The 22,278-nt window shown below is 43.2% G+C and carries 20 protein-coding genes; 10 read left to right on the top strand and 10 right to left on the bottom strand.

The genetic code is table 11. From position 1 onward, the window contains the following. Positions 1 to 110 precede the first annotated feature (110 nt). Positions 111 to 2,183 (bottom strand): class I SAM-dependent methyltransferase, encoded by a 2,073-nt coding sequence (locus KJS63_RS15210; RefSeq protein ID WP_213619874.1) that lies wholly within the window; start codon positions 2,181 to 2,183, stop codon positions 111 to 113. A 112-nt stretch (positions 2,184 to 2,295) separates the two neighbouring features. Continuing rightward, on the bottom strand, positions 2,296 to 3,036 hold the full coding sequence (locus KJS63_RS15205) for a peptidylprolyl isomerase (protein WP_213619873.1): 741 nt from the start codon (positions 3,034 to 3,036) through the stop codon (positions 2,296 to 2,298). A gap of 240 nt (positions 3,037 to 3,276) precedes the next feature. On the opposite strand from KJS63_RS15205, the gene KJS63_RS15200 reads away from it, so the two are divergent. The 5 genes from KJS63_RS15200 to KJS63_RS15180 all read left to right on the top strand — a co-directional run bounded on the left by KJS63_RS15200 (position 3,277) and on the right by KJS63_RS15180 (position 9,059). Next, positions 3,277 to 4,350, top strand: coding sequence for a GGDEF domain-containing protein (locus tag KJS63_RS15200; RefSeq protein WP_213619872.1), 1,074 nt, complete (start codon positions 3,277 to 3,279; stop codon positions 4,348 to 4,350). 112 nt (positions 4,351 to 4,462) lie between these two features. Then, positions 4,463 to 5,839 (top strand): spore germination protein, encoded by a 1,377-nt coding sequence (locus KJS63_RS15195; protein ID WP_213619871.1) that lies wholly within the window; start codon positions 4,463 to 4,465, stop codon positions 5,837 to 5,839. Beyond that, positions 5,832 to 6,932 carry a GerAB/ArcD/ProY family transporter gene (locus tag KJS63_RS15190; RefSeq protein WP_213619870.1) on the top strand — a complete coding sequence of 367 codons (1,101 nt, stop codon included), beginning with the start codon at positions 5,832 to 5,834 and terminating at the stop codon, positions 6,930 to 6,932. The genes KJS63_RS15195 and KJS63_RS15190 overlap by 8 nt, the downstream gene beginning before the upstream one ends. Next, complete coding sequence (locus KJS63_RS15185; RefSeq protein WP_213619869.1) at positions 6,929 to 8,032, top strand: Ger(x)C family spore germination protein; 1,104 nt, start codon at positions 6,929 to 6,931, stop codon at positions 8,030 to 8,032. Before KJS63_RS15190 ends, KJS63_RS15185 begins: the two co-directional genes overlap by 4 nt. Before the next feature lie 88 nt (positions 8,033 to 8,120). Beyond that, positions 8,121 to 9,059: an aldo/keto reductase family protein gene (locus KJS63_RS15180; protein ID WP_213619868.1), complete on the top strand. Its 939-nt coding sequence runs from the start codon at positions 8,121 to 8,123 to the stop codon at positions 9,057 to 9,059. A 93-nt stretch (positions 9,060 to 9,152) separates the two neighbouring features. Here the strand turns inward: KJS63_RS15180 and KJS63_RS15175 are convergent, their stop codons facing one another. From KJS63_RS15175 to KJS63_RS15160, 4 genes are all read right to left on the bottom strand, one after another. Beyond that, entirely contained in the window at positions 9,153 to 9,476 is a 324-nt protein-coding gene (locus KJS63_RS15175; RefSeq protein ID WP_213620096.1) for a hypothetical protein, read from the bottom strand. 533 nt (positions 9,477 to 10,009) lie between these two features. Next, positions 10,010 to 11,353 (bottom strand): MFS transporter, encoded by a 1,344-nt coding sequence (locus KJS63_RS15170; RefSeq protein WP_213619867.1) that lies wholly within the window; start codon positions 11,351 to 11,353, stop codon positions 10,010 to 10,012. Positions 11,354 to 11,390: 37 nt separating this feature from the next. Then, positions 11,391 to 12,719: an aminotransferase class III-fold pyridoxal phosphate-dependent enzyme gene (locus tag KJS63_RS15165; protein WP_213619866.1), complete on the bottom strand. Its 1,329-nt coding sequence runs from the start codon at positions 12,717 to 12,719 to the stop codon at positions 11,391 to 11,393. A 255-nt stretch (positions 12,720 to 12,974) separates the two neighbouring features. After that, positions 12,975 to 14,210 carry a helix-turn-helix domain-containing protein gene (locus KJS63_RS15160; protein ID WP_213619865.1) on the bottom strand — a complete coding sequence of 412 codons (1,236 nt, stop codon included), beginning with the start codon at positions 14,208 to 14,210 and terminating at the stop codon, positions 12,975 to 12,977. A gap of 335 nt (positions 14,211 to 14,545) precedes the next feature. On the opposite strand from KJS63_RS15160, the gene KJS63_RS26235 reads away from it, so the two are divergent. From KJS63_RS26235 to KJS63_RS26435, 3 genes are all read left to right on the top strand, one after another. After that, entirely contained in the window at positions 14,546 to 14,812 is a 267-nt protein-coding gene (locus KJS63_RS26235; protein WP_244862613.1) for a hypothetical protein, read from the top strand. 356 nt (positions 14,813 to 15,168) lie between these two features. Then, complete coding sequence (locus KJS63_RS26230) at positions 15,169 to 15,621, top strand: IS3 family transposase (protein WP_244862611.1); 453 nt, start codon at positions 15,169 to 15,171, stop codon at positions 15,619 to 15,621. Next, the gene (locus tag KJS63_RS26435; RefSeq protein WP_280520815.1) at positions 15,521 to 15,790 is read left to right on the top strand and encodes an IS3 family transposase; all 270 of its coding nucleotides are present in this window, start codon (positions 15,521 to 15,523) and stop codon (positions 15,788 to 15,790) included. The genes KJS63_RS26230 and KJS63_RS26435 overlap by 101 nt, the downstream gene beginning before the upstream one ends. A gap of 209 nt (positions 15,791 to 15,999) precedes the next feature. Here the strand turns inward: KJS63_RS26435 and KJS63_RS15150 are convergent, their stop codons facing one another. After that, positions 16,000 to 16,947, bottom strand: a complete 948-nt coding sequence (locus KJS63_RS15150) for an AEC family transporter (protein WP_213619864.1) — start codon at positions 16,945 to 16,947, stop codon at positions 16,000 to 16,002. Between the two features lies 1 nt (position 16,948). Beyond that, on the bottom strand, positions 16,949 to 18,181 hold the full coding sequence (locus KJS63_RS15145; protein ID WP_213619863.1) for a M20 family metallo-hydrolase: 1,233 nt from the start codon (positions 18,179 to 18,181) through the stop codon (positions 16,949 to 16,951). A gap of 328 nt (positions 18,182 to 18,509) precedes the next feature. Between KJS63_RS15145 and speB the strand changes: the two genes are divergently transcribed. After that, positions 18,510 to 19,511, top strand: coding sequence for an agmatinase (speB, locus tag KJS63_RS15140; RefSeq protein ID WP_213619862.1), 1,002 nt, complete (start codon positions 18,510 to 18,512; stop codon positions 19,509 to 19,511). A gap of 345 nt (positions 19,512 to 19,856) precedes the next feature. Here the strand turns inward: speB and KJS63_RS15135 are convergent, their stop codons facing one another. Then, positions 19,857 to 20,033, bottom strand: coding sequence for a hypothetical protein (locus KJS63_RS15135; RefSeq protein ID WP_187386108.1), 177 nt, complete (start codon positions 20,031 to 20,033; stop codon positions 19,857 to 19,859). A 198-nt stretch (positions 20,034 to 20,231) separates the two neighbouring features. On the opposite strand from KJS63_RS15135, the gene KJS63_RS15130 reads away from it, so the two are divergent. Next, positions 20,232 to 21,677 (top strand): SulP family inorganic anion transporter, encoded by a 1,446-nt coding sequence (locus KJS63_RS15130; protein ID WP_213619861.1) that lies wholly within the window; start codon positions 20,232 to 20,234, stop codon positions 21,675 to 21,677. Positions 21,678 to 21,925: 248 nt separating this feature from the next. Here the strand turns inward: KJS63_RS15130 and KJS63_RS15125 are convergent, their stop codons facing one another. After that, positions 21,926 to 22,276 carry a hypothetical protein gene (locus KJS63_RS15125; protein WP_213619860.1) on the bottom strand — a complete coding sequence of 117 codons (351 nt, stop codon included), beginning with the start codon at positions 22,274 to 22,276 and terminating at the stop codon, positions 21,926 to 21,928. Positions 22,277 to 22,278: the final 2 nt, after the last annotated feature.

Below are 22,278 nucleotides of genomic sequence, written 5' to 3'. Positions count from 1 at the left end.
AACTTGTATGATTCCGAACTCTATTGTAATAAATTTCCTGATGTATGGAGTGTCAGTACAGTTAACTTGCGGTAACAATTTAGAAGGAAAATATGAGCTTGTTTTACAAATTATTTACTTTTCTCAATCACAATGAGACATGTGCTGTCTGGCAGAGAGGCTGGCTGGCCATGTTCATCCATAAATAAGATCCGGCCTTGCAGAGCCTCGGTGTAGCCTTCTTGAAGAAAGTGGCGGCTTTCTATGATATGGGCACGACTTCCCAGAGTGCAGCGGATGAAGTCGGCATAGGCGCTAGGGGTGAAATATCCGAATTGCTCCTGGACCTCATGGACATAGGCCTCTTCCCCCCATGTATAGGTATACAGGAACTCCATAGCGTCATTGACTGGCATAAGGACTTCCATGTCTCCGATAAGCTCGAACCGGATCTGGCGTCCGCGGAAATCTTTCTGGTATCTCTGCAGCCATTGCAGCCCATCCTCTTCGAGGAACCGGATACGCCGCATAAGCTCCAGCGGCTCGGTCATGATGCCGTCCCGGATAATGATTCTTCCCCCAAGGGGAAGAACCTCAAAAGCGCTTTGAAGTGCTGCGGCGACAGTGGCGTGGTTGAACCTGCGACCTTCATATTCAATATAGGAGTACAGTTCATGAAGGATGGAGGAGAAGATAATAGAGTCCACTTGTCCGGATTCCACATAGCCGGATAAGTTCAGGGCATCCCCTTTCATCACCTGCCAGTTGTGTCCCTCCAGTTCCTTCTTCCGCTCAAGCGTTTCAATCACATTGGTGGAGATGTCAATCCCTACTGCTTGGACCTGAGGCAGCTCCTGCTCAATCAGGTCGAGCATAACGCCGCCGCCCGGTCCAATATCAAGCACACGGTCTCCGGTAATATAATCTAGGATGACCTTCTTGTAGTCCGAGGTCTGATTCATGTCCGACAGATATTCTTCTTCATTATGGAACCGATCATAAGCGTCGCGTCTCAAATCGAACAGGTCGAACAGCATAAGCACCGCTTTCTCGTAAAGAGGTGACTTCTCAGCCTCAATGCAGAACTCGATCAGTTTCTCTGCTGCAGCCGAGAACACAAAATTGAAGAATAATGTATCCGGGAGCTCCTGGAGCCGGTTTACCGTATGGGTCAGGTGCGGACTCTCTGGTATTCTGCCATCTAAGATCATTTCCCAGGTTAGGCCGGACAAATGTCTCTCGATAATTCGTTGTTTGTAAACATTAACTTTCTTGATGCCTTTGTAGTCATAATACATATGGTTCATCAGGCGCTCAAAGCTGATATGACGAATAGGCTCAGGCTGGGCATTGGCACATTGAACGGACAGAACTAGAATCTTGAGAAAATCGTCCAGCGAGAATTCCTGAGTGGCAGATTCCACATACCATAAGGTCTGGTGTCGAAGCGGGGCAAGCAGCTTCTCCAGGTCCACCTGCTGCATAGCTTGAGCAAGCTCATTATCAAATCGTTCGCCCTTCTGTACTTGGAGCGAGCGCAGCTTGCGCAGCCTGTCTTGAAGCAGACTCTCGGGAAGCTGGGATGACGCCGCGATCTGGTTGATCAGATCGAGCACTTCCTGCTGGACCGAGGTCCATAAGTCAACACTCACACCGGCAATAATGCACTGATTGAGAGCAGCCAGCAGGCGGGCTAGTTCCTCTGGTGTAAGAAGCCCTCTATGAATTAAATCCTGTAAAGGCTGGTTCTCCTCTGAAGGGACTTCCCCTCGGATCTGCTGACCAATCAACCCGTGTGTGGCGATTAAGGTATGAATCATATACTCACGGTCACCGGATTCCTTATGATGCTTATGATAAAGTTGGGCTGAGCCGATATTATGTACAAACAGGTTAATCCCTTGCCCCTGCCAGTCTCTTCGCTGACGGAGGGTTCCGCCTTTCGCAACCTCGGACCAGATGAGGACTTCTTCCACAACTTCTTTAATCCAGAAGGAGAGAGGGAGGCTGTCCAGAATAAGCAGGGTCCTCTCCACATAATCAAGAACAGGATTGGCATCCGTGAGTTCTTGCAGGGAGTCAATGCGTTCCAAATTAATGACGGTCTGTTCAGCGGACACGATATAGCCCATCCAGACGGGCAAATCTGATATATCCCCATCACCTTGATGGTAACGGGTTAAGCTTGAAAGTGAAGCCAGCATGAATAATCCTCCTCGGGGGCAGATTCTACTCCCCATCATAAACGATATATAGACGGATAAGTAAGAGAAAAAAAGGCAGGTGGGATCTCACGAATCCCGCCTGCCTGCACCTTTATTTAATGGTTTCTGGTTCTTTGTAGTCGACTCCGAAGGTATCAACGGTCACTTTCTTCATGATCTGCTTCGTTTTAGGAGCGTCGTTGGCATCTCGCGGCTGATTCACGATAGAGTCTACGACGTCCATGCCTTCAGTCACCTTGCCAAAGGAAGCGTATTTGCCATCCAGGCTTGGATACTCCTTGGCAACCATAATAAAGAACTGAGAACCTGCGCTATCGGGTGCATTCGTTCTGGCCATGGATAGAACTCCGCGGGTATGCTTCAGATCATTCTGGAATCCGTTCTCACTGAATTCACCTTTAATGCTGTATCCGGGACCGCCTTCACCAGTCCCTTGCGGGTCACCACCTTGAATCATAAAATCGGGGATGACGCGGTGGAAGTTGGTGCCGTCATAGAAGCCTTTTTTGATGAGGGAAATAAAGTTGTTGACTGTATTGGGAGCGACCTTAGGATAGAGCTCGGCCTTGATGATCTTGCCGTCCTCCATCTCAATGGTAACAACAGGATTCTTGCTGCCTTTATTGGCAATCTTGTCGGCCAGCGATTCTGTCGCTGCATCCTGGCCATTACCTGATGGAGCTTGCGATCCGGTACTTTCCGATGGAGCTGCTGGCGTTTCCGGTGTTTTGGCATTTTCGGCGCCTTTCTTCGCTCCGCAGGCGGAGAGGACAAAGATGAGCATCAACATCATGATGATGAGGAGCGGGCGGGTTTTGATGGCTTTTAACATAGTTAATAAATCTCCTTTATGATAGTGTCTCAGAGTCTATTATAGCTCTTTGTACAACTGAGAGAAACCTTGGCTCAGGCCTGGAAATTCGTTCCTGAAGAGTTTCTTCTTCATAGTTGTATATGATATCCTATAAAGATTAGGTTCATTCTTATGGGATTGATAGAATATCCTACCTGTTTAATATATACTGACATTTCATCATGCATCCTGCGGGATGAACATCTTGTGAGGGATCCTATGTTTGAGAAACTGATTAATAACTTTACACTGCTTACCTCCTTCTTGTTCTTTGGGAATATGGCCAGGAGCCGGTATCTGAAAGGGAAGGTGAGCCGGGCGGTCGATTACTTCGTCAGCGGTATTGTTCTTGGATTATTTGGGCTGCTGTTAATGCAGTTCACTTTTTCTGTAAACAAGCTGGTTATAGCTGACTTTCGGCAGATTGCCATAATCGTGTCCGTGTACCTAGGCGGGGCTGTGTCCGGATTCTGGACCACGCTGATCATTGCAGGATACCGTTTGTATTTCCTGCACGGAATAAGCTCAGCCTCCGTTCTGGCAGCGCTCAATGCTGTGCTGACCTACGTAATTGCGGCCTCGCTGCTCCCGCGCAAGAACAATCATTTATCCAAGTGGGCCATGGTGGTGGGGCTTTCTCTGGTCTCTACGATGGCGATTTTCTATGTAACTCTTCAGGAGAATGTGTTGAGGATCGTACTGCCTTACAGTCTCGTCTTCGGAATGGCGGGGCTGTTCACCTACTATTTGCTCCGGTATTTGAGAAGATCCGATGATCTGCTAGATATGATGCGGGAAGCGGCGCACAGGGATTTTCTTACGGGGCTGTATAATTCACGTGCCTTCCAGACTTTCTTTGAATCCAAAGTTGTGACAAGCAGGGCAGCCTCGGAGGTTTTCTCGCTGCTTGTGGTCGATATTGATCACTTCAAACGGGTGAATGATACCTATGGTCACGCAGCGGGTGACGCTGTCCTCCAGCAGCTGGCCCATGTGCTGAGGGATACGTTTGGCCCAGAGGATCACATCGCCCGCAAGGGTGGGGAAGAGTTCGTTGTGATTGTGGACCACTGCGGCCGGGATAGAATCAAGACTGCTGCGGAGAGGCTGCGCAGAAATGTGGAGAGGCATGTGTTTGCCCTGCCAGGAGGGGGCACTCTCAGGATTACCGTCTCGGTAGGGGCGGCAGTGTTTCCGGATATAGACGCTCACGAGCTGTTTGATAAAGCGGATCAGGCCCTGTATGCTGCCAAGGAATCGGGGAGAAACCGGGTTTGCTTAATAAGCGCATAGGAAGAGGGGCATGCCCGAAGGGCTGCTCCTTTTTTGCATGTTTTTATGCTTTTTGTGCCAAAATAGGGAAACCACGAGCGGGTGGGAATCCCAGGACAAGGAGCGATAGTCCATGCCAAGCAGCAGGAAGAAGCCAGACAGCCTCCTCGAGAGTCTTAGTGAGAAGCTGTCCAAAAGTTCAGACTTGGAACAACGCAGCTTGTGCACCGCCGAGCATCAGGTTAAGCTGATCTATTTGAAGAGCGTGTGTGATTCCGCTACTTTAAACCGTTTTATTCTCACCCCCTTTTTCGAGACAGAAAGCGAGCAGTCTTATGAGAACTACATCGCTTCTTTTCCCGGAACCACATCAAGCGAAGATATCAAGGAAATTCTGGACTATATCCTGCAGGGGCGTGTGGGGATTGTTTTTAATAGCGGCAAAATATATTTGTTCGAAGCCGTCCGTGTGGAGGCTGGACCAGTTCAGGATGCCCAGACGGAGGTTATTGTACAGGGGCCTTCGGATTCATTCAACGAGAGCCTGGAAGTGAATATGAACCTGATCCGCAGACGGTATCAATCCCATGATTTGAAGGTAGAGACAACCACTGTCGGCAATAAGTCCAAAACCAGTGTGGCGATTATGTATGATCAGACCCGAATTGATCCGGATGTGTTAGCTGAAGTGAAGAGACGCCTTGAGGGGATCGCCATTGATATTCTTCAGGCAGCGGCCGAACTGGACAAATATTTGTCTGCCAACAAGTTCCGCCTGTTCCCTACGACAATTGTTACAGAGAGGCCTGACCGGGCCGTATTCAATATTTCGGAAGGGAAGATTGTTCTGCTCGTGGATACGGCCGGGTATGCTGTCATACTTCCGGCTATCTTTAACGACTTCTTTACAGCTATGGATGATAAGCTCCAAGTGCTTCCTGTAGGGTGGTTTCTCAAAACTATAAGATACATCGGCCTGATTATGACCGTAACACTGCCAGCCTTTTATGTAGCCTTCACTTCATTTAATACCGAGGTGTGGAAGGTACAGATTGCGCTGTTGGTATCAGGGAGCCGGGCTACGGTTCCGTATCCTTCGTTTATGGAAGTTATCCTAATGCTGCTGATGATGGAGTTTCTGACCGAGGCAAGCTTACGTCTGCCCAAGGCTATCGGGCCAACGGCAACAACGGTAGGCGGTCTGATTCTGGGAACGGCTGCGACCGAGGCGGGGCTGGTCAGTAATATTATGATCATTCTCGTCTCCGCTGTAGCGATATCCAACTTTGTCATTCCGCTCAATATGATGGGCTTTACGATCCGGGTCCTCAAGTATGGATTTATCTTTCTGGGTACGATTTACGGTCTTCTTGGGGTTGTCCTTGGCATGGTGGGCGTTGTGATGTACTTAACAGGGCTTCGCAGCTTCGGGAAGCCTTATTTCAGAATGTTCGCCGTCGATAGAGCCAAGGTGAGCAGCTCTTCCAAGGGGGAGAGAACGGATGGTTAAATCGAAGTATTTCTACTATTTGTTCCTGATCAATGCCTTGATTAATATCATTAATTTTGTCCCAAGGGGGTTGATCTCCCATCGGTTCAGCGGGGCAATCATGAGCATTCTGGTGGCCGTACCTATCGGTACACTGTTTACATACTTGTTTGTGAAAGGAATGAGTAAATTCCCCCAGAAGGGTTTGCCTGAAATCCTGAATGAGAATTACCCAAGGATATTGTCAATCTTAATGCTATTGGGCCATGTCGTGATTTGGTATATCGCGGGACTGATTACCCTGTTATCCTTCGTGGATGTCTCTCTCCGGTATATCAGCTCAGACGTTCCGCCGTTCACCATTATGATCGGCTTCCTGGTTGTGGTCTGTTTGTCGATCCGCTTAACCTCAGAATCCATCATGTATGCTTTGGAAGTTCTGATTGTCCTAAATATTCCGCTGATCATCTACTTCCTGCTGAAGGGCCTTTTGAATCCGTACTTCAGCTGGGATGCGGTCATGCAGATTGTGACCTATTCGTGGACGATGCCTTCTTTTGATTCAATTGCCCAAGCCACGTTTATTTTCTCGGGTTATATTAACCTGGCTTTGTTCAACCGGGTATTTAAAAATTTAAGGGTCAGACATTTCTGGCTCATCGGTGTAGCGGGATTTCTGATCCTGCTTGTATCTTTTCTGGTTCCAATCGGCTATCTGGGAACGATAGGGGTCGAAAGGCATGTGTACCCCTGGTTCTCGACCGCTGACGTTCTAAGAACCAGAACCTTCATAGTTGAGCGTATTCTGTTTATATTTTATTTCACTTATTTGACGCTCTCTCTGGTCAGCACCATTGTTCACTGGCATGTGGCGCTTGAATTTGCAAAGGGCATATTTGTTTCAAGAAAACAGCGTACTTCACCGAAACGGAGCCTTGAATTGTGGATTATTATTCCATTTTCCATAGTGGCCTTGTTAGGGCTGAAGATGGGACAGTTTACACTGGATCATCTGGGGCTTCTGTTTCTTGATGTTCGTTTTATCGCTGAAATGTTGATGATCATGAGTATCTACTTTACCTACTGGTTAAAGAGGAGGAGGAGAAAAACATGAAGAAAGCAGCTTGTATGATACTGGCTCTTATTCTGTTTCTTCCTCTCCAGGGGTGTAAGTTTAAAGATATCGACCTCAAGTTGTTTGTTATGGCGATAGGCATAGATGTGTCTGATGAGAGCCCCAACAAAATCAAGGTAACCCTAAAGCTTGCCATCCCCCAAGGTGATCCGAAGAAAGCGGATGAGAAAGTCCAGATGCTTACCCAGGAATCGGAGACCATCGCGGAAGCTGTCCGCGAGATGAAGTCAAGAGTGGATAAGGAGCTCGATTTCGGACACTGCAAGGCCCTGATATTTGGGGAGAAATATGCAAAGACCAGTCTGCGCGATGCGCTGGATTGGGCGATGCGCAGGAGGGATATTCAGATGATGATGTACTGTGCTGTGGGCAAGCCTTCGGCCAAGGAAGTGCTTGGAGTTCAGCCGGCCTCGGAACGGATACCCGCCAACTCCTTGTTCCTGGCACTCAGCAGAGATGGAACCGAGTCCCCATTTATCGTGCCCGTTTTTTTCTATAATTTTAAAAGACGGTTTGATGAGACCGGTCTCGATCCGCTTCTTCCGGTAATTGAAGCCAAAAGTGAGCAGGAATTCGAGATCAGCACCGTTTATTTGTTCAACAAGCAGAAGATCGGCTATCTAATGAATCCGGAGGAGACAAGGTTCTATAACCTGCTGACCACAAAAAATTTACTTACGAACTTTAATATCAAGTACAACGGATCTCCCTATGCCTATAATGTGGAACGCTCCAAAGCAAGCTACAAAATCAAAAAAACTAAAGACGGGGAGCCTTATATCGAGTACAAAATCAATCTGGTTGCTGAACTAGAGGAGAACAAGACAGAGAACATTGTAACCGAGCAATTTCTTAACGATCTGTCTGCGGCAGCCGGGGCTGATCTGAATCAGAAGATTCAAAAAGCGTTGGAGAAGGTGCAGCAAAGCGGAAGTGATCCGTTCGGCTGGGGACTGCGCTATGCGGCTACCCACTGGAATAACCGTACCGAGTTCAAGGACTGGGCGGATATGAGCGAACGACTGAAATTTAAAGTGAACAGCAAAGTCTTCATTAAATATACAGGAATGATCCGCTAACTGCGGGTCATTTTGTTTTTGACCAGGACATAGGTACAATAATAGAAGACTTATCCAACAATCAACCAATTTGAAGGAGGCTTCTGGCATGCAATATCGGAGACTTGGAGGCAGCGGGCTCAAGGTTAGCGAGATCAGCTTGGGCAGCTGGCTGACTTATGGCGGTTATGTCGAGAGAGAGAAAGCGGTTCAATCTATCCGTACGGCTTATGATCAAGGTGTTAATTTCTTCGATACGGCAAATGTGTATGAACGAGGCGCAGCGGAGGAGCTGCTTGGCCAGACTCTGAGGGATTATCCGCGTGAGTCGTATGTGCTTGCAACCAAAGTATTTGGCAAAATGGGCGATGGCCCTAATGATCAGGGCTTATCCCGCAAACATATCACCGAACAATGCCATGCCAGCCTGAAGCGGCTGAGTGCTGATTATGTAGATATCTACTACTGCCACCGGTATCATCCCGAGACCCCGCTGGAGGAGACGCTGCGGGCGCTGGATGACCTGGTACGCCAGGGCAAAGTACTGTATGTTGGTGTCAGCCAGTGGACTGCGGCACAGATGGAGGCAGCCCTTGGCGCCGCAGACCGCTACCTGCTTGACCGGATTGTAGTGAACCAGCCACTTTACAACATGTTCGAACGCGGTATCGAACAGGAGATTATTCCGCTGGGTGAACGCAAAGGGATTGGGCAGGTTGTCTATTCCCCGCTCGCTCAAGGCGTGCTTACCGGGAAATACACAAGTAGCGGGGAGATCCCGGAGAACAGCCGAGCGGCGAAGCTGGGCTGGGACAGCACTCGCCTGACCGAGGACCGGATTGCCAAGGTGAACCTGTTGGCCGGCGTTGCGTCTGAGCTGGGCATATCCCTCACCCAGCTGGCGCTGGCCTGGATTCTGCGCCAGCCGAATGTGGCCAGCGCTCTGGTAGGGGCCAGCAAGCCGGAACAAGTGGGTGAGAATGTGAAGGCTTCGGGCATCGTTCTGCCGGGCGAGGTACTCATGCGGATTGAAGAGATCCTGGGTTAGTTTATAGCAGCAGAGAAATAACGCCCGCAGCTCCTGTCTTTTGAGAACTGCGGGCGTTATTTAATTCTGCGTGAAATCTGGGGAATTTAAAGATTATTCATCCTCTCCGCCATCATATCCGTTAATCAGGTCGGTTCCGTGCATAATAATCTCTGGCGGGGATGCGGGGTCCACCGGAGTATTCTCCTGGATGGCATCGGCATCAGGCACATCCTCAAGCGGCGCGTCCTCTGAAGCATCCAATAGGCCACCTGAGCTCTCTTCGGAATATGCACTTTTGCTCTGTGTGATCCTTGTATCATGCGGAAGCACATCATCGGCTGGAATGTCGTTTTCAGGATCGTGGCTCGTCAGAGTTTTATACTGCGCATACTCCTGATCGCCCCGGTTATCGTAACTTCTTGAATTGTGTTCCATAACTCTCGTCCTCCCTTTAACAGCTGTTTACATGGAGCTTACCCAAAACCCTTATCTTCCAAACGAAGCAAAGGGTGGGAAGTTCTGGGGGACGCATCATATGCAACAGACTATTCAAGGAGAGCTTCATAATTTATTGCATATTTTCTTTTATAGTCATTCAGAAGTGTCGGAGGACAAGAACATAGTCACTTGTAGGACAAGAACTTGGTCCGTTTGCCGAAATCCCTTTCTTTTCTTTATTGTGTTATTTGGGCAATCAATTTTAGATACACCTATCGCTTTTTCTTCACTGTACATTGATATTTGAATTGTTTGTTTTGTTTCCTTAATATACTTAAATGAAAAGTTGATTTTTGGTATTGATGCTAAATCACTAACTACATTCCTTCTTATTTTATTTTCAGTACCACCTTCTGGGGCATATTTAAGCCAGGCATAAAAACTGAATATTGTGTACTATTTGTTTATGTAAACAAAGCCAACAAAAAGATCGAGAAAAATTCCTGGATCTTTTTGTTGGCTTAAGGGCTCTAAATGGATCTCAAGGTTTTACCTGGACTACTCGTTTCTTGTAGCGTCTTTCTCTTTGTTTCTGGAGCCCATACTAATGCAACCAAGAAACCGATAAAACATAACACTGCTGCCCAAATCATCGTCTGATTGACACCTATTTTTAGTAATGCAACAGGGACGAGATAAGTTCCAACGGCAGACGAGAGACGCGTTATCGCAGTTGCAAAGCCAAAAGCTGACCCCCGGATTTCAGTTGGAAATAGTTCAAGTGGATATACTGCAGTTAAAATATTTGGACCCCCATTAAAGAGAGCGTATACAGCAAAACAAATTACGGCGATCATGCCCGTTCCTTCTGGCAGAAAACCTAAAACAAGCAAAGGTATCGTTAACAGTAAATATCCCCAAACAGCTAGAGGACGTCTACCCACAGTTTCAACTAATCGTAGTGCAGGAAAACAGCCTAAGAGCAAGAACAGTGTCAATGCAGCATATCCCCAAATCCATTGATTGCCTTCAGCCAATCCTAGTGCTTGCAAAATTTGAGGCCCAAAACTATACATTGCATACTGTGGTATGTTAATAATGGACCACAGAGTTATGACGAAAACAAGCCTTCCCAAATATTCCTTCTTAAATAGCTTGGCAAAACTTGCTTTATTTTTTTGATCTTCCTGCAGGTCTTCAATTGTAACATTATCTCCCCATATCTTCTTTGCAATTAATAAGGCTTCATCGACTCGCCCTTTACTTGCAAGCCAACGGGGGGACTCAGGAGTATCCCATCTACCAATCAATAAGATTATGCAAAAAACAGCTGAACTTCCTAACATCCATCTCCATGAATCAGGACCCCATGATAACATATAGAATCCAATGGCTGAAGCGACAATTGCTCCAACATTCCATATGGTTATTACTGCTCCATTTAAAACACCTCTATGTTTTTTGGGAGTGAATTCTGTTACTAATGCCATGGATATGGGATAATCTGCACCTATCGCAACGCCCATTATTAACCTCGTAATAAAAAACTCAAAAGGGCTTTGTACTATAAATATTGCTAATGAACTAACAAGCATTATCAATAAATCTATGATATACATTTTTTTTCGGCCGACAAAATCAGATAGATAACCGCCTATTAATCCCCCAAAAAACATACCAACCAAAGAGGCTATTGCCTCCAAACCAATCCAAGTTTCATTCATACTCAGTGCTGGCGCTGCGGTAACAAGTGCAATACCAATCATGATGAGTATATAACCATCAATAAAAATTCCACCACTAGCAAACCCGACTATTTTTCTTATTTTAGAAGAAGTTTTAGAGTCTTCAATTAATGATGCTGCAATACTCATGGCATTATGCCCCCCCTAATATGAATGAACGTGCTTGTCAATCAACTTTGTGCACATATTTATCAAGTAAAGATAAACCATTGTCCAAAACAGACATAACTTCATCAATCTGTTCTTTTGTACATATTAATGGAGGTGTAATTAGTACAATATTTTTGGTATATCCAAATAAAATTCTATTCTCTTCCATAAAACGAATCAGTTCATCTACAGGACTTGCACCTCCATAGTAGGGACACATGGGTTCGCGAGTTTTTCTGCTGTAAACCAACTCGAAACCTCGCATTAAACCAATACCTCGCACATCATCCATACACTGGTGTTTATGGCTAAGCGTTTTGAGCCATTCATCAATGTATTCACCCATGTTTTTTGCATTTTCTACCATATGTTCTTCTTCGATAACCTCTATTACAGCGTCTGCCGTCGCACAAGCTAGAATGTGACCACTATATGTTAGACCCGCTGGTAAATATTTATCATCGAAATAGTTACAAATATCCGTACTTACTGCCACTGCTCCAAGAGGAATATAGCCACTTGTTAATCCTTTAGCCATGACGACCATATCTGGTTTTATACCATAATGTTCAAAAGCGAAAAACTTGCCTGTTCGACCAAAGCCAGCCATTACTTCATCGAGGATAAGTAAAATATTGAATTTGTCACATATCTCTCTTAGCTTTTTTAAATATCCATCAGGAGGAGGAAGCATACCATTCGCACCTATTACGGTTTCTACAATTACTGCTGCAATATTGTATGGGTTCTCATACATCATAATCTCTTCAATGTGAGTAGCACATTCCAAATTACAAGATCTTGATTTTTTGCCGAATGGACAACGATAACAGTAAGGAGCAAAGCTTTTCACAGCCCCAGGCACACCTGGCTCAGATGCCCATCGTCTTTGATCACCAGTAAGCGAAGCAGCGCCAGCAGTAGCACCGTGGTATGAACGATAACGAGAGATAATCTTTTGTCTACCGGAGTAAATTTTCGCCATTTTAACTGCATTTTCTACAGCATCAGCACCCGCGTTAGTATAAAAGATCTTTCCAAAATTATCAGGAAGCTTACTAATTAACTTTTCCGATAAATTACCCTTAGGAATAGATGAGTATTGAGGAGAGCCACATGTAAGTTTATCGATCTGTTCTTTCATGGCAGCAATTACTTTTGGATGCTGTTTTCCTACATTGCAGCTAGCCTGATCGGCACGCATATCATAATATTTATTTCCATTTGCATCATATACAAATAGCCCGTTACCAGATACCATTGGTGTTCCGGTTACCTTATTCTGGACAGCCCATGTGAATAAACTATAATCCCTGTTTTTTTTTATAATCTCGCTTTGATTCATAATATACACCGTTCCCTTTCTTTTTATTTTTCATATCTATAAATTAACTTCTAGAAAAACTCGAAACAATGTTTAAACTGCACATATATGTTGTAGCGTGTGCTCAAATATTACATGAATATGTTATTTAACTTAACAAATAGATTGATTCTTATTGATTTTTTCTTTCACAGCTCGAATTTTTTTGCAACAAAAAAGCTTATTACAGAATGATTTTCCGATTCTGAATAAGCTTAAAATCATATGGGTTATCGATTAGATTGTTTGCCTGTCCGAAAATGCGAGTTTATAGAATATGGTTAGCAGTTGAAGTTCGAAACAATCATTGATGTCAAGGAAGTTCTTATTAATGATCTGCTCAATTTTTTGCAGTCTGCTAGACATGGTATTTCGATGAATAAACAGTTTCTCTGCCGCTATGCTAATGTTTTTATCACATTCGAGATATACGCTGAGTGTTTCAAACAAATTCGTTTTTTCTGTTCGATCAATTTCTAACAAAGGTTTAATGTTCAATTCAATTAACTCATTAAGCAAAGGGTTATTTATTTGAGAAACAATAAAGAGAGGAATCAACATATCTTTGACTTCAATTACCCTGTTAGAAATTCCCAACTTATAAGCGACGTTTGCGACTTGCTTTGCTTCATCTATACTCTGGTGAAAGTCATTGAGGTCTTCGTATATATTTCCAATCCCAATATTGAAACTTGATTTATCTTTATATTCTTGGAGTTCATTGAGTATCATGTTGGCGATTTTGTTAATGGGAAGATCAAACTGGTTCTTGGGAATTAGAATTAAAAACGAGTCCAATAGAGAGGCCATTAGAGCTTTTTCGAAGTAGCGATTAAGTGTTTTTTTACAAATACTCTCGATAAAGTCTACCACTTGAGAAGATCTTTTGACCCATTCTGACGTGTCTGTTTGATGTTTTGTTATAGACAATGAGATTACAATGGCTTGATGTGGGAGTGATAACTCGAATTTATGAAATCTTGCACTTGCGATAAAAGCGTTTTTATCTCTTATATCATTGGTCATGATATCAAATAAAATGTGTTGTCCCTTTATTCTTCTATCATCGTTGTTTACAATTCGATAGCTAATTTCAGAGACAAGGTCTGTTATGGCTGGTTGTTCGCTATCTAAATATATAAGTGGCAATTCGCCTTCTTTGGCCGCATTAATTACGTTAATAGGAACATGTGGCAAGTAATCACTCTGATAAATAATAACTGCGCTAAGATTTAGTCCTATTGCTTTGTTCATTAAAAAGAGCAGTTTCTCTTCTGGGTTTTCTTTTAATATCTCTCCCAGTATGATTAAGCAATCTCCACTTCTAAGACATGGAATTACATCCCCTGGATTTTTGGATAACTCTGCCACATGTGACCATCTAATGGCATTATATAGTTTCTTTTCGCCAGCCAATAGTTTTGCTCGTTTTAAATACTGGGACTCCAACAAGTGGATACATCTATAAGACATATGTTCCCCCCCTTTTTTTGCAAGTCGTCAATGAGTAATATGAAGTTCATGTTATTGTATATATCATTATATGTCAACAATAATAACAATAGGGCTTGATAGTAATTAAGAGTTAATAGAGAATTCGAAGTTAGTGGGGGAAGTTACATAATAAATTTGTTTATTATTATAAAGACTTAATTAAAGGTGACCACTTTAGTTATATTGCCGAAAATGAAAAGAACATGATACAACTACTGAACTGTAACCCGTAAGATGGACACTTGAAAAAAGTGACCTCTTACGGTTTTTTGTGTTTTAATCATACTATCGAGAAAACACGGAGAATGAACATCATGAGAAAAATCAGAACAGGATTTACTGAAGTAGAGATCAGGCTGTTGGAGTCCAATCCGAATCTAAGCCGCGTATCGAGGAGAAACATTTCGTATGCTCCAGCTTTTAAGCTCGCAGCGGTTCAAGCTAACCAAGCGGGAGGGCCACCCAAGGAAATTTTCCCAAAGCAGGCTTTAATATCGAATTCATCGGTTAGAGGACACCTACAGAGAGCCTATATCGTTGGAGAGAGACCTATGCTAAGTACGATGAGGCTGGTTTGCTAGCGGAGCGCAGAGGTATAGGAAGTACAGGGACGATCAAAACGTGAATCTTCAGCAGAAGAGAAGCTGAAACAAGCAGATGCTCAGATTAAACTCCTCGAAGCGGAGAACGAGCTTTTAAAAAAGCTAGAAACGCTCGAAAGGCGAGACAGTAAGGAGTTGACGCCTTCCGAGCGCTTTCAGCTCATTAACCAAACGGTTTGTAAGCATGCGTTACGACGTTTAACACGTTACCTTTGTCGAATTGCTGATGTTAGTTCGAGCGGCTATTATCGTTGGTGCAGCGCCGAAAAAACACGTGGCTACGAGAGACAGCCGATCCATACGACTTCCAGCTTATTAAGGGGCATTTTGAAGCCTTGAACGGAACAGCAGGCGCATTGGTCATCAAGATGAGGCTGGAGAAATTGAATGGCATAGTAATGAATCATAAAAAGATTCGTCGTATCATGCGCAAGTTCGGGTTGGCAGCTATGATCCGTCAAGCCAATCCCTATCGCAAGATGGCTAAAGCGACGCAAGAACATCGTACATGTCCTAACCTTCTGGAGCGCAAGTTTGATCAGGGAGAACCAGAGAAGGTCTTCCTTACAGACATCACATGCATGCGCTATGGTAGCGGTCAATGGGCATATCTTTCTTGTGTGAAGGATGGTGCTATGAAGCAAATATTGACGCACTATCTCTCTTCAACTTTAGAGTTAACATTGGTTGAACGGACCATGGCTCGCTTACTCAAACGATTGGACGGCAATATTCATCCAGACGCCATCTTCCATTCCGACCAGGGGGACACACCATACACACCCTAGAACCCGTCTCCTTATCGCCAAGGCTAGGTACTACAAAGATTGTCAATCTCTTAAAGAACTGCGACTACAGGTTAATGATTATATGGCCTATTACAATTCAGAAGGCTATCAATGGACATTAAAAAAGATGACTTCTGATGAATTCAGAAGCCATCTCTTAGCTGCTTAAGATCATAGTCACTTTTTCAATGCTATCCACAAAGGGGTTACAGTTCACTACCCGGTTCTTGAAGGCTTTTGCTTTCCTGGCGATATCGAAGGTGATCGGCCACACTTTGTTAATAGTCGGTATACATAAAGGGGCATCCAACAAGTCTTCATTGACGACTTTTGAATACACCCCGCTTGACTGAACCTACTCAGATTGTTACTACACTTCTATGGAAAAAGTACATATTGAGCACAAATTGCTGTTATTGGGATAGTCACAATACTTAGTAATGTGGAAAGTAATGTCCCTTTTGTAGCAAAATCGATATCTCTATCAAATTTTTGAGCAAATACAACAGAAGATAACGCTACGGGCATACCAGCTTGGATAACAATGACCAATTTTAATAAATCAGGCATCCATGTTACTTGATGTACTATTAATAATGCCAGAAAAGGCGTTACAAGTAATTTGAGAAAACACGTCCAAAATATAATTGAGTTACTAAAAAAGTCTTTGATTGGAATCGTGGCCAATTGTATTCCTAATATTAACATAGCCATTGCAGGTGTAGCAGATCCTATAATTTCAATTGATTCTTTAAAAACATTTGGCAGTGAAATTTGCGCCGAGAATAACAATAAGCCCAGAATTACACTAACAAAGCACGGATTCATCAGACTTCGCAAGAAAGTTTTTTTTCGAAACTTATCTTTTATATTACTTCCACCCATTTTTACCATCTGCATTCCAACAGAAAACATAAAGATATCGTACACCGCGTCACATAATATTCCATAGAAAGCAGCCTCTTGACCAAATAAAGAATTTAATACAACAACGCCTATCATACCTGTATTACCGAATACTGACATGAAAATAAAAAGATTCGATTGATTTACGTTGATATTTTTTATTTTAACTAATAGCTTTGCTAAAAGTAGTAACACCAATATCAATATCGTAAATATCAATACTATGATTAAAGCATTTTTTACGACTTGACTGGAGTAATCTAACTGCATAGAACTTAAAATCATACACGGATAAGTAACCGTTGTTGCTACCGTTGCAAGCTCAATGGATGTTGATTTTTTAAAAGTATTGAATTTGCGTGCAACATAACCTGGAATAATCATAACAAATATCTTAATCAAAGCTAAAGCAATGATCATATCACTCCTCCTTAGATAGCTTCAGTACGGTATCTAGGAGAACGTTCAAGCCTTTTTCAATATCAGCAAAATGAGCATTTTCTTCTGGGCAATGGCTCTTACCACCAACAGTCTTTATAAATATCATGCCGACTGGGTAGAGGTTTGAGATTTGAAAGGCATCGTGGCCTGCTCCGCTAAATAAATAATTAAATTTATCGCCGCGTTCAATTACAGATTCCTCTATAATGTGTTTAATCTTATCATCAAAAATTACAGCTTCCATATGACCAATTCGTTTAATTTCATAATCCACTTTATACTTTGCACATGTGTTCTTTACAATTTCATAGACCATCTCTAAGCCATGTTCTACAATTTTGGAATCTTCACTTCGTATATCCTGTGTAAAAGTAACTTTCTCCGGAATAATACTTGGTATATTCGGTTCCACCTCAAATTTCCCAAATGTAACTGTTGTATTGCCGTTATATGATTCAATCATTTCTTTCACCTTAGTTACAATTTGTGCAGCCGCCAATAATGCATCCTTACGCATGGACATGGGTAGAGGACCTGCATGATTTGCTTCCCCTTTAATTACAATTTCATTCCATGCCATCGATTTTACACCCTGTACAATACCTAGAGATAGTCCTTCTTCTTCTAGTATTGGTCCCTGTTCAATATGTAACTCCAAGTAGGCTTTCATATTGTTTATACGATTTTCTTCTTCTCCGCAGTAGCCAATTCTTTTTAATTCTCCTTCAAATGTAATGTTTGAACCAACTGCTTTTTGAGAGTAACACTCCTCTTTATTAAAAGTTCCAACAATAACCCCAGAACCCATCATGCCTGGCAAAAAACGAGTACCCTCTTCGTTAGTCCAAGAACACATGACAATTGGGCACAAAGTCGAAATATCCATGTCATTTAGGCTTCTTATTATTTCAAGTCCAGCTAACACGCCGATGATTCCATCAAATTTCCCGCCATTTTGAACAGTATCGAGATGAGAACCAATGACAATAGGTGGCAGTTGGTTATCTTTACCTTCTCGGATACCGTAAATATTTCCCATATCATCAATTTTCACTGTTAAGTTAGCGTCTTCCATCCAAGCAACCAACATATCTCTTGCTGCTTTATCCTCATCTGTTAAAGCCAATCTAGTCAGGCCCCGATTTTCCTGATATCCACCACAAGCCAATAATTTATCAAAAGATTCAATATACCTCGTAATATTAACCTTCATAATGTATACCTCTCTTCTAATCATAATGATTAGCATTATATGATTTAGCTAAATCACGGACAATTATCATAGCTAACATAATACATGTGCATTCTGCTGAAAGATCAAAGTACTGTCATGGGTTCCTATATCAACAAGTGATTGTAATTGTGTTGAAGAACAAATTATATGTTTTAGTTTATTGTAGGTTCAACAGGATGCATATTTTTATTATGCAAGAAGGCCATACCTCCTGGTTCATTAAACTAATACAATATGGATAAATGAAAAACATTTCTCATATTTATCGACTTAGCTAAAAAATAAAAGTTTTAGGAGGGTCAATCAATTGAGTCAAAAACTTAAAGCAACGAATAAACTTTTGAGAAACAGAACAGTCGGTGTAAATACTTTTATGAAATTACCTTTAGTTGAAGAAATTGAAGAATTGGAAGGAGAACCAGCTGATTTTGCTGTTGTAGGCATCCCGGATGATTCTGGTGCATTTTTTCGTGTAGGTCAACGTTTTGCGCCAAATTCCATTCGGGAGATCTCTGCGATGTTAAGATCAATAAATATGGCAATTGGAACTAATATTGATGAAGAACTCAGAGGTTTTGATAATGGGGATGTAAACTGTGTACCATCCAACACTGAAGAAAATCAACATCGAGCAGCAGAAAAAATTACTAAACTTGTAGAACATGGTATCATTCCTGTTTCCATGGGCGGCGATCACTCAATATCATTAGGCCCAATTCGAGCCGTGGGGAAACACTATGGAGCTGTAGGATTAATTCATTTTGACTCACATGTTGACTCTTATGAAGGAGGCTTCGGCTCAAGATACAACAACGGAACTACGTTACGACGCGGTATAGAAGAAGGTGTGTTGGACCCAAATAGAATCATCAGCGTTGGTATTAAAGGTACCTTATTTAACGAAGACGCAGGGGGGAAAATTTCAGAGGATTTAGGAGTCGAAGTTCTTACTATGCAGGACTTTGAGGAAATTGGAATTGAAGAAACTATCCAGCGTATTCGTGACAAAATCGGCGAAGGACCAGCATATCTTACTTTTGACATTGACTGTATGGATCCTTCATGCGCTCCAGGAGGTGCAGTTTATGAATTAGGTGGGTTTAACTCGCGCGAAATTATTCATATTATGAAAGGAATTAAAGATCTTAACATAGTCGGCTATGATATTGCTGAAGTTTGTCCTCAATATGATACTGGATCTATTACGAGTTATATGGCAGCAGAATTTATGCATATGTTTATTGCGATGATTGGAATACGGAAACGTAATATGACGGAAAAACAGAACTCGATTCCATCCCAAATCTAATTGCAATGATCAAACGCTTCTCAACATGTTGAAAAGTAAAATTTTCACAAGCTGTAACAACTGTTTTCAGAAATATGCCATTGGAGAACAGTCGCTTAGTAGCTTTATCCTACTTACAAGTTGTTTATACAAATATAAATATCTTCGTAAAAGAGGGTTGGTCAACCCCCCATTAGTGGAACATTGAAAGAACACCTAACTACAATAGTCATTTCAGAGTAATCTTTGATTTTGTTGTCTGCTATTAATAGAGATGAGAGCGAGCCGGGATTAGCTTTGACTACGCAGGCAAAAAGCCCGGGGAAGTTTCTTTCCCGGGTTATTCAATAGACAGTTAAATGTTATTTAGAATTTAGGGAATACATATTTGACGAGGAAGTAAAGAAAGCCGAAGAACAGAATGATATAAGCCGCGTACTTGATAAACGTGGAAGCTACCATGCTGGAATCCGTTTTATGCTGGATATCCCGTCTTTCCACTTCAACATTGCTTACCTCTGTCCGATCCTGCTGATTGTTCATGACCTTTTCCTCCTTTTCGTAAGATCACTTTCCATAGCGCTTACGGTTGTTTGATATTTTATAAACGGATGCCTGACGAATGAAACAAAGGCTTTATTACGCACTAGATTGTGCTAACCTTATCTTCTTGACGGGTACGATATAATGGAAAAGATGAATTTGGAGACATAGACATAAAGATCGGAGAGTGAGAGATTTTTGGTAGTGGATTGGATCAGACAGGGTTTCTTAGGAAATGTCCGTAAAGATATTTTATCAGGGCTTACCGTCGCATTTGCCTTGATTCCAGAGGCGATTGCTTTCTCCATCATGGCAGGGGTAGACCCGATGGTCGGCTTGTATGCCTCTTTTATAATTGCAGTAAGCATTTCGTTCTTCGGAGGAAGGCCGGGAATGATCTCCGCCGCTACCGGAGCCATGGCCTCGTTGATGGGCCCCTTAATTGCCAAATACGGCATTGAGTATCTGTTCGCCGCAACAGTCTTAACTGGGATTTTGCAGTGGATCATGGGTGCGCTCCGGTTTGGGCGGTTCATTACTTTTGTGCCGCATTCCGTTATGGTAGGTTTTGTTAACGCGTTAGCTATTATCATCTTCATGGCCCAGCTCCCCAACTTTGAAGGAGCTTCTTGGGAGGTCTATGCGATCTTGGCAGCGACGCTGCTCATTATCTATTTGTTCCCGCTGCTGACCAAGGCGGTTCCTTCCGCTCTTGTGGCGATTATTGTGATGACTCTGGTGACTGTCCTTGGGGGGATCGATGTGAGAACTGTGGGAGACATGGGGAACATCACCCAGTCTCTGCCGTTCTTTCATATCCCCCAGGTGCCTGTTAGTCTCGACATGCTGCTGGTAATTCTGCCATACTCTCTCGCCCTTGCCGTCGTAGGCATGACGGAATCCTTGCTGACCGCAACTCTCGTGGATGAGCTGACGGAGACCAGCAGTAATAAGAACCGTGAAATCCGCGGCCAGGGGATAGCCAATGTCCTAACCGGTTTTTTCGGAGGGATGGCGGGTTGTGCGATGATCGGTCAGACCGTCATTAATGTGAAGTCCGGAGGCCGCACACGCCTGTCTACTTTTGTGGCGGGCACGTTCCTGCTGTTTCTTATTCTTGTGCTTGGGGATATCGTAAAGGAGATTCCGATGGCAGCTCTGACAGGCGTTATGTTCATGGTCTCCTTCGGAACATTTGATTGGGGCTCACTTCGAAGTCTTCATAAGATTCCAAGGACCGATGCGGTTGTTATGGTCGTGACGGTACTGATCGTTGTAGCTACGTCCAATTTGGCCATTGGCGTCATATGTGGTGTGATTCTGAGTGCATTATCATTCGGCTGGAGAGCGGCCCGTCTGAGGTTCACATCCAAGATGGATTCGGGTCATGTCAAAAGATACACCGTGACTGGACCGCTCTTCTTCGGCACGGCTTCCCAGTTCATTCAGGCGTTCTCGGCGGCCGAGGACCCTGAGAAGGTGATCATTGACCTAAGCGGTTCCCATGTGTGGGATCATTCAGCGATAACCGCGATCACTAAAGTGACCGCCAAATATGCCGAGTCCGGCAAGCAGGCTGTAATCATCGGCTTGAATGAAGAGAGCCGGCTGTTGATGGATAAGGCGGGTTACGCCCGGAGCTAAAAGCTGGGCTGAAAGGATAAAGCTTCCTTATAATAAGGCGACCGTAGAGCATGTCCCTGATGGGATATGGCCGGTCGTCTTTTTTACGTTGTAACAGAGCCTCATACACACAAGAAATCAGTCTCAGAATGAGACTGATTTAATATCAGCAAAACATGCAATTCTTCAGAACAATTAGAGAACCTAGTTACAATCTCAATTCACATTTCTGTTTATTTAAGAAGGCTTCTTAACTAATAAGTAGAGGATTATTCAAAAATCACAGTTTCACTTTGATTATTCCAGTTCATTTTAAATTTTATTGGCCCCTTAGTGTTCTCTGAATCACTTAAATTCCCCGATATTTCAAAAGGAGGGGTTTGTTTTTTTAATGCATTGCCTTTTTGAGAAATGTTATTGCCTGTGATCTCGTAGCCAAAGTTATTGATCAGGGTTTCTTGGCCTAAATACTTGATTTGATAATAGCCCGTAATCCGCTGTAGAGAAACATCCCAGTGGTTACTTTTTTTATGAATTATATCATTATTTCCACACGCAACAACCGAGATAGAAAAAACAATAAAAAGAATTAAGATAAGTGGTATTTTAATTGACTTCATTA

The sequence above is a fragment of the Paenibacillus sp. J22TS3 genome, assembly GCF_018403205.1.
Taxonomy (GTDB): domain Bacteria; phylum Bacillota; class Bacilli; order Paenibacillales; family Paenibacillaceae; genus Fontibacillus; species Fontibacillus tuaregi.
Note: the sequence above shows the minus strand (reverse complement) of the source record. Positions and strands in the feature narration are given on the sequence as shown.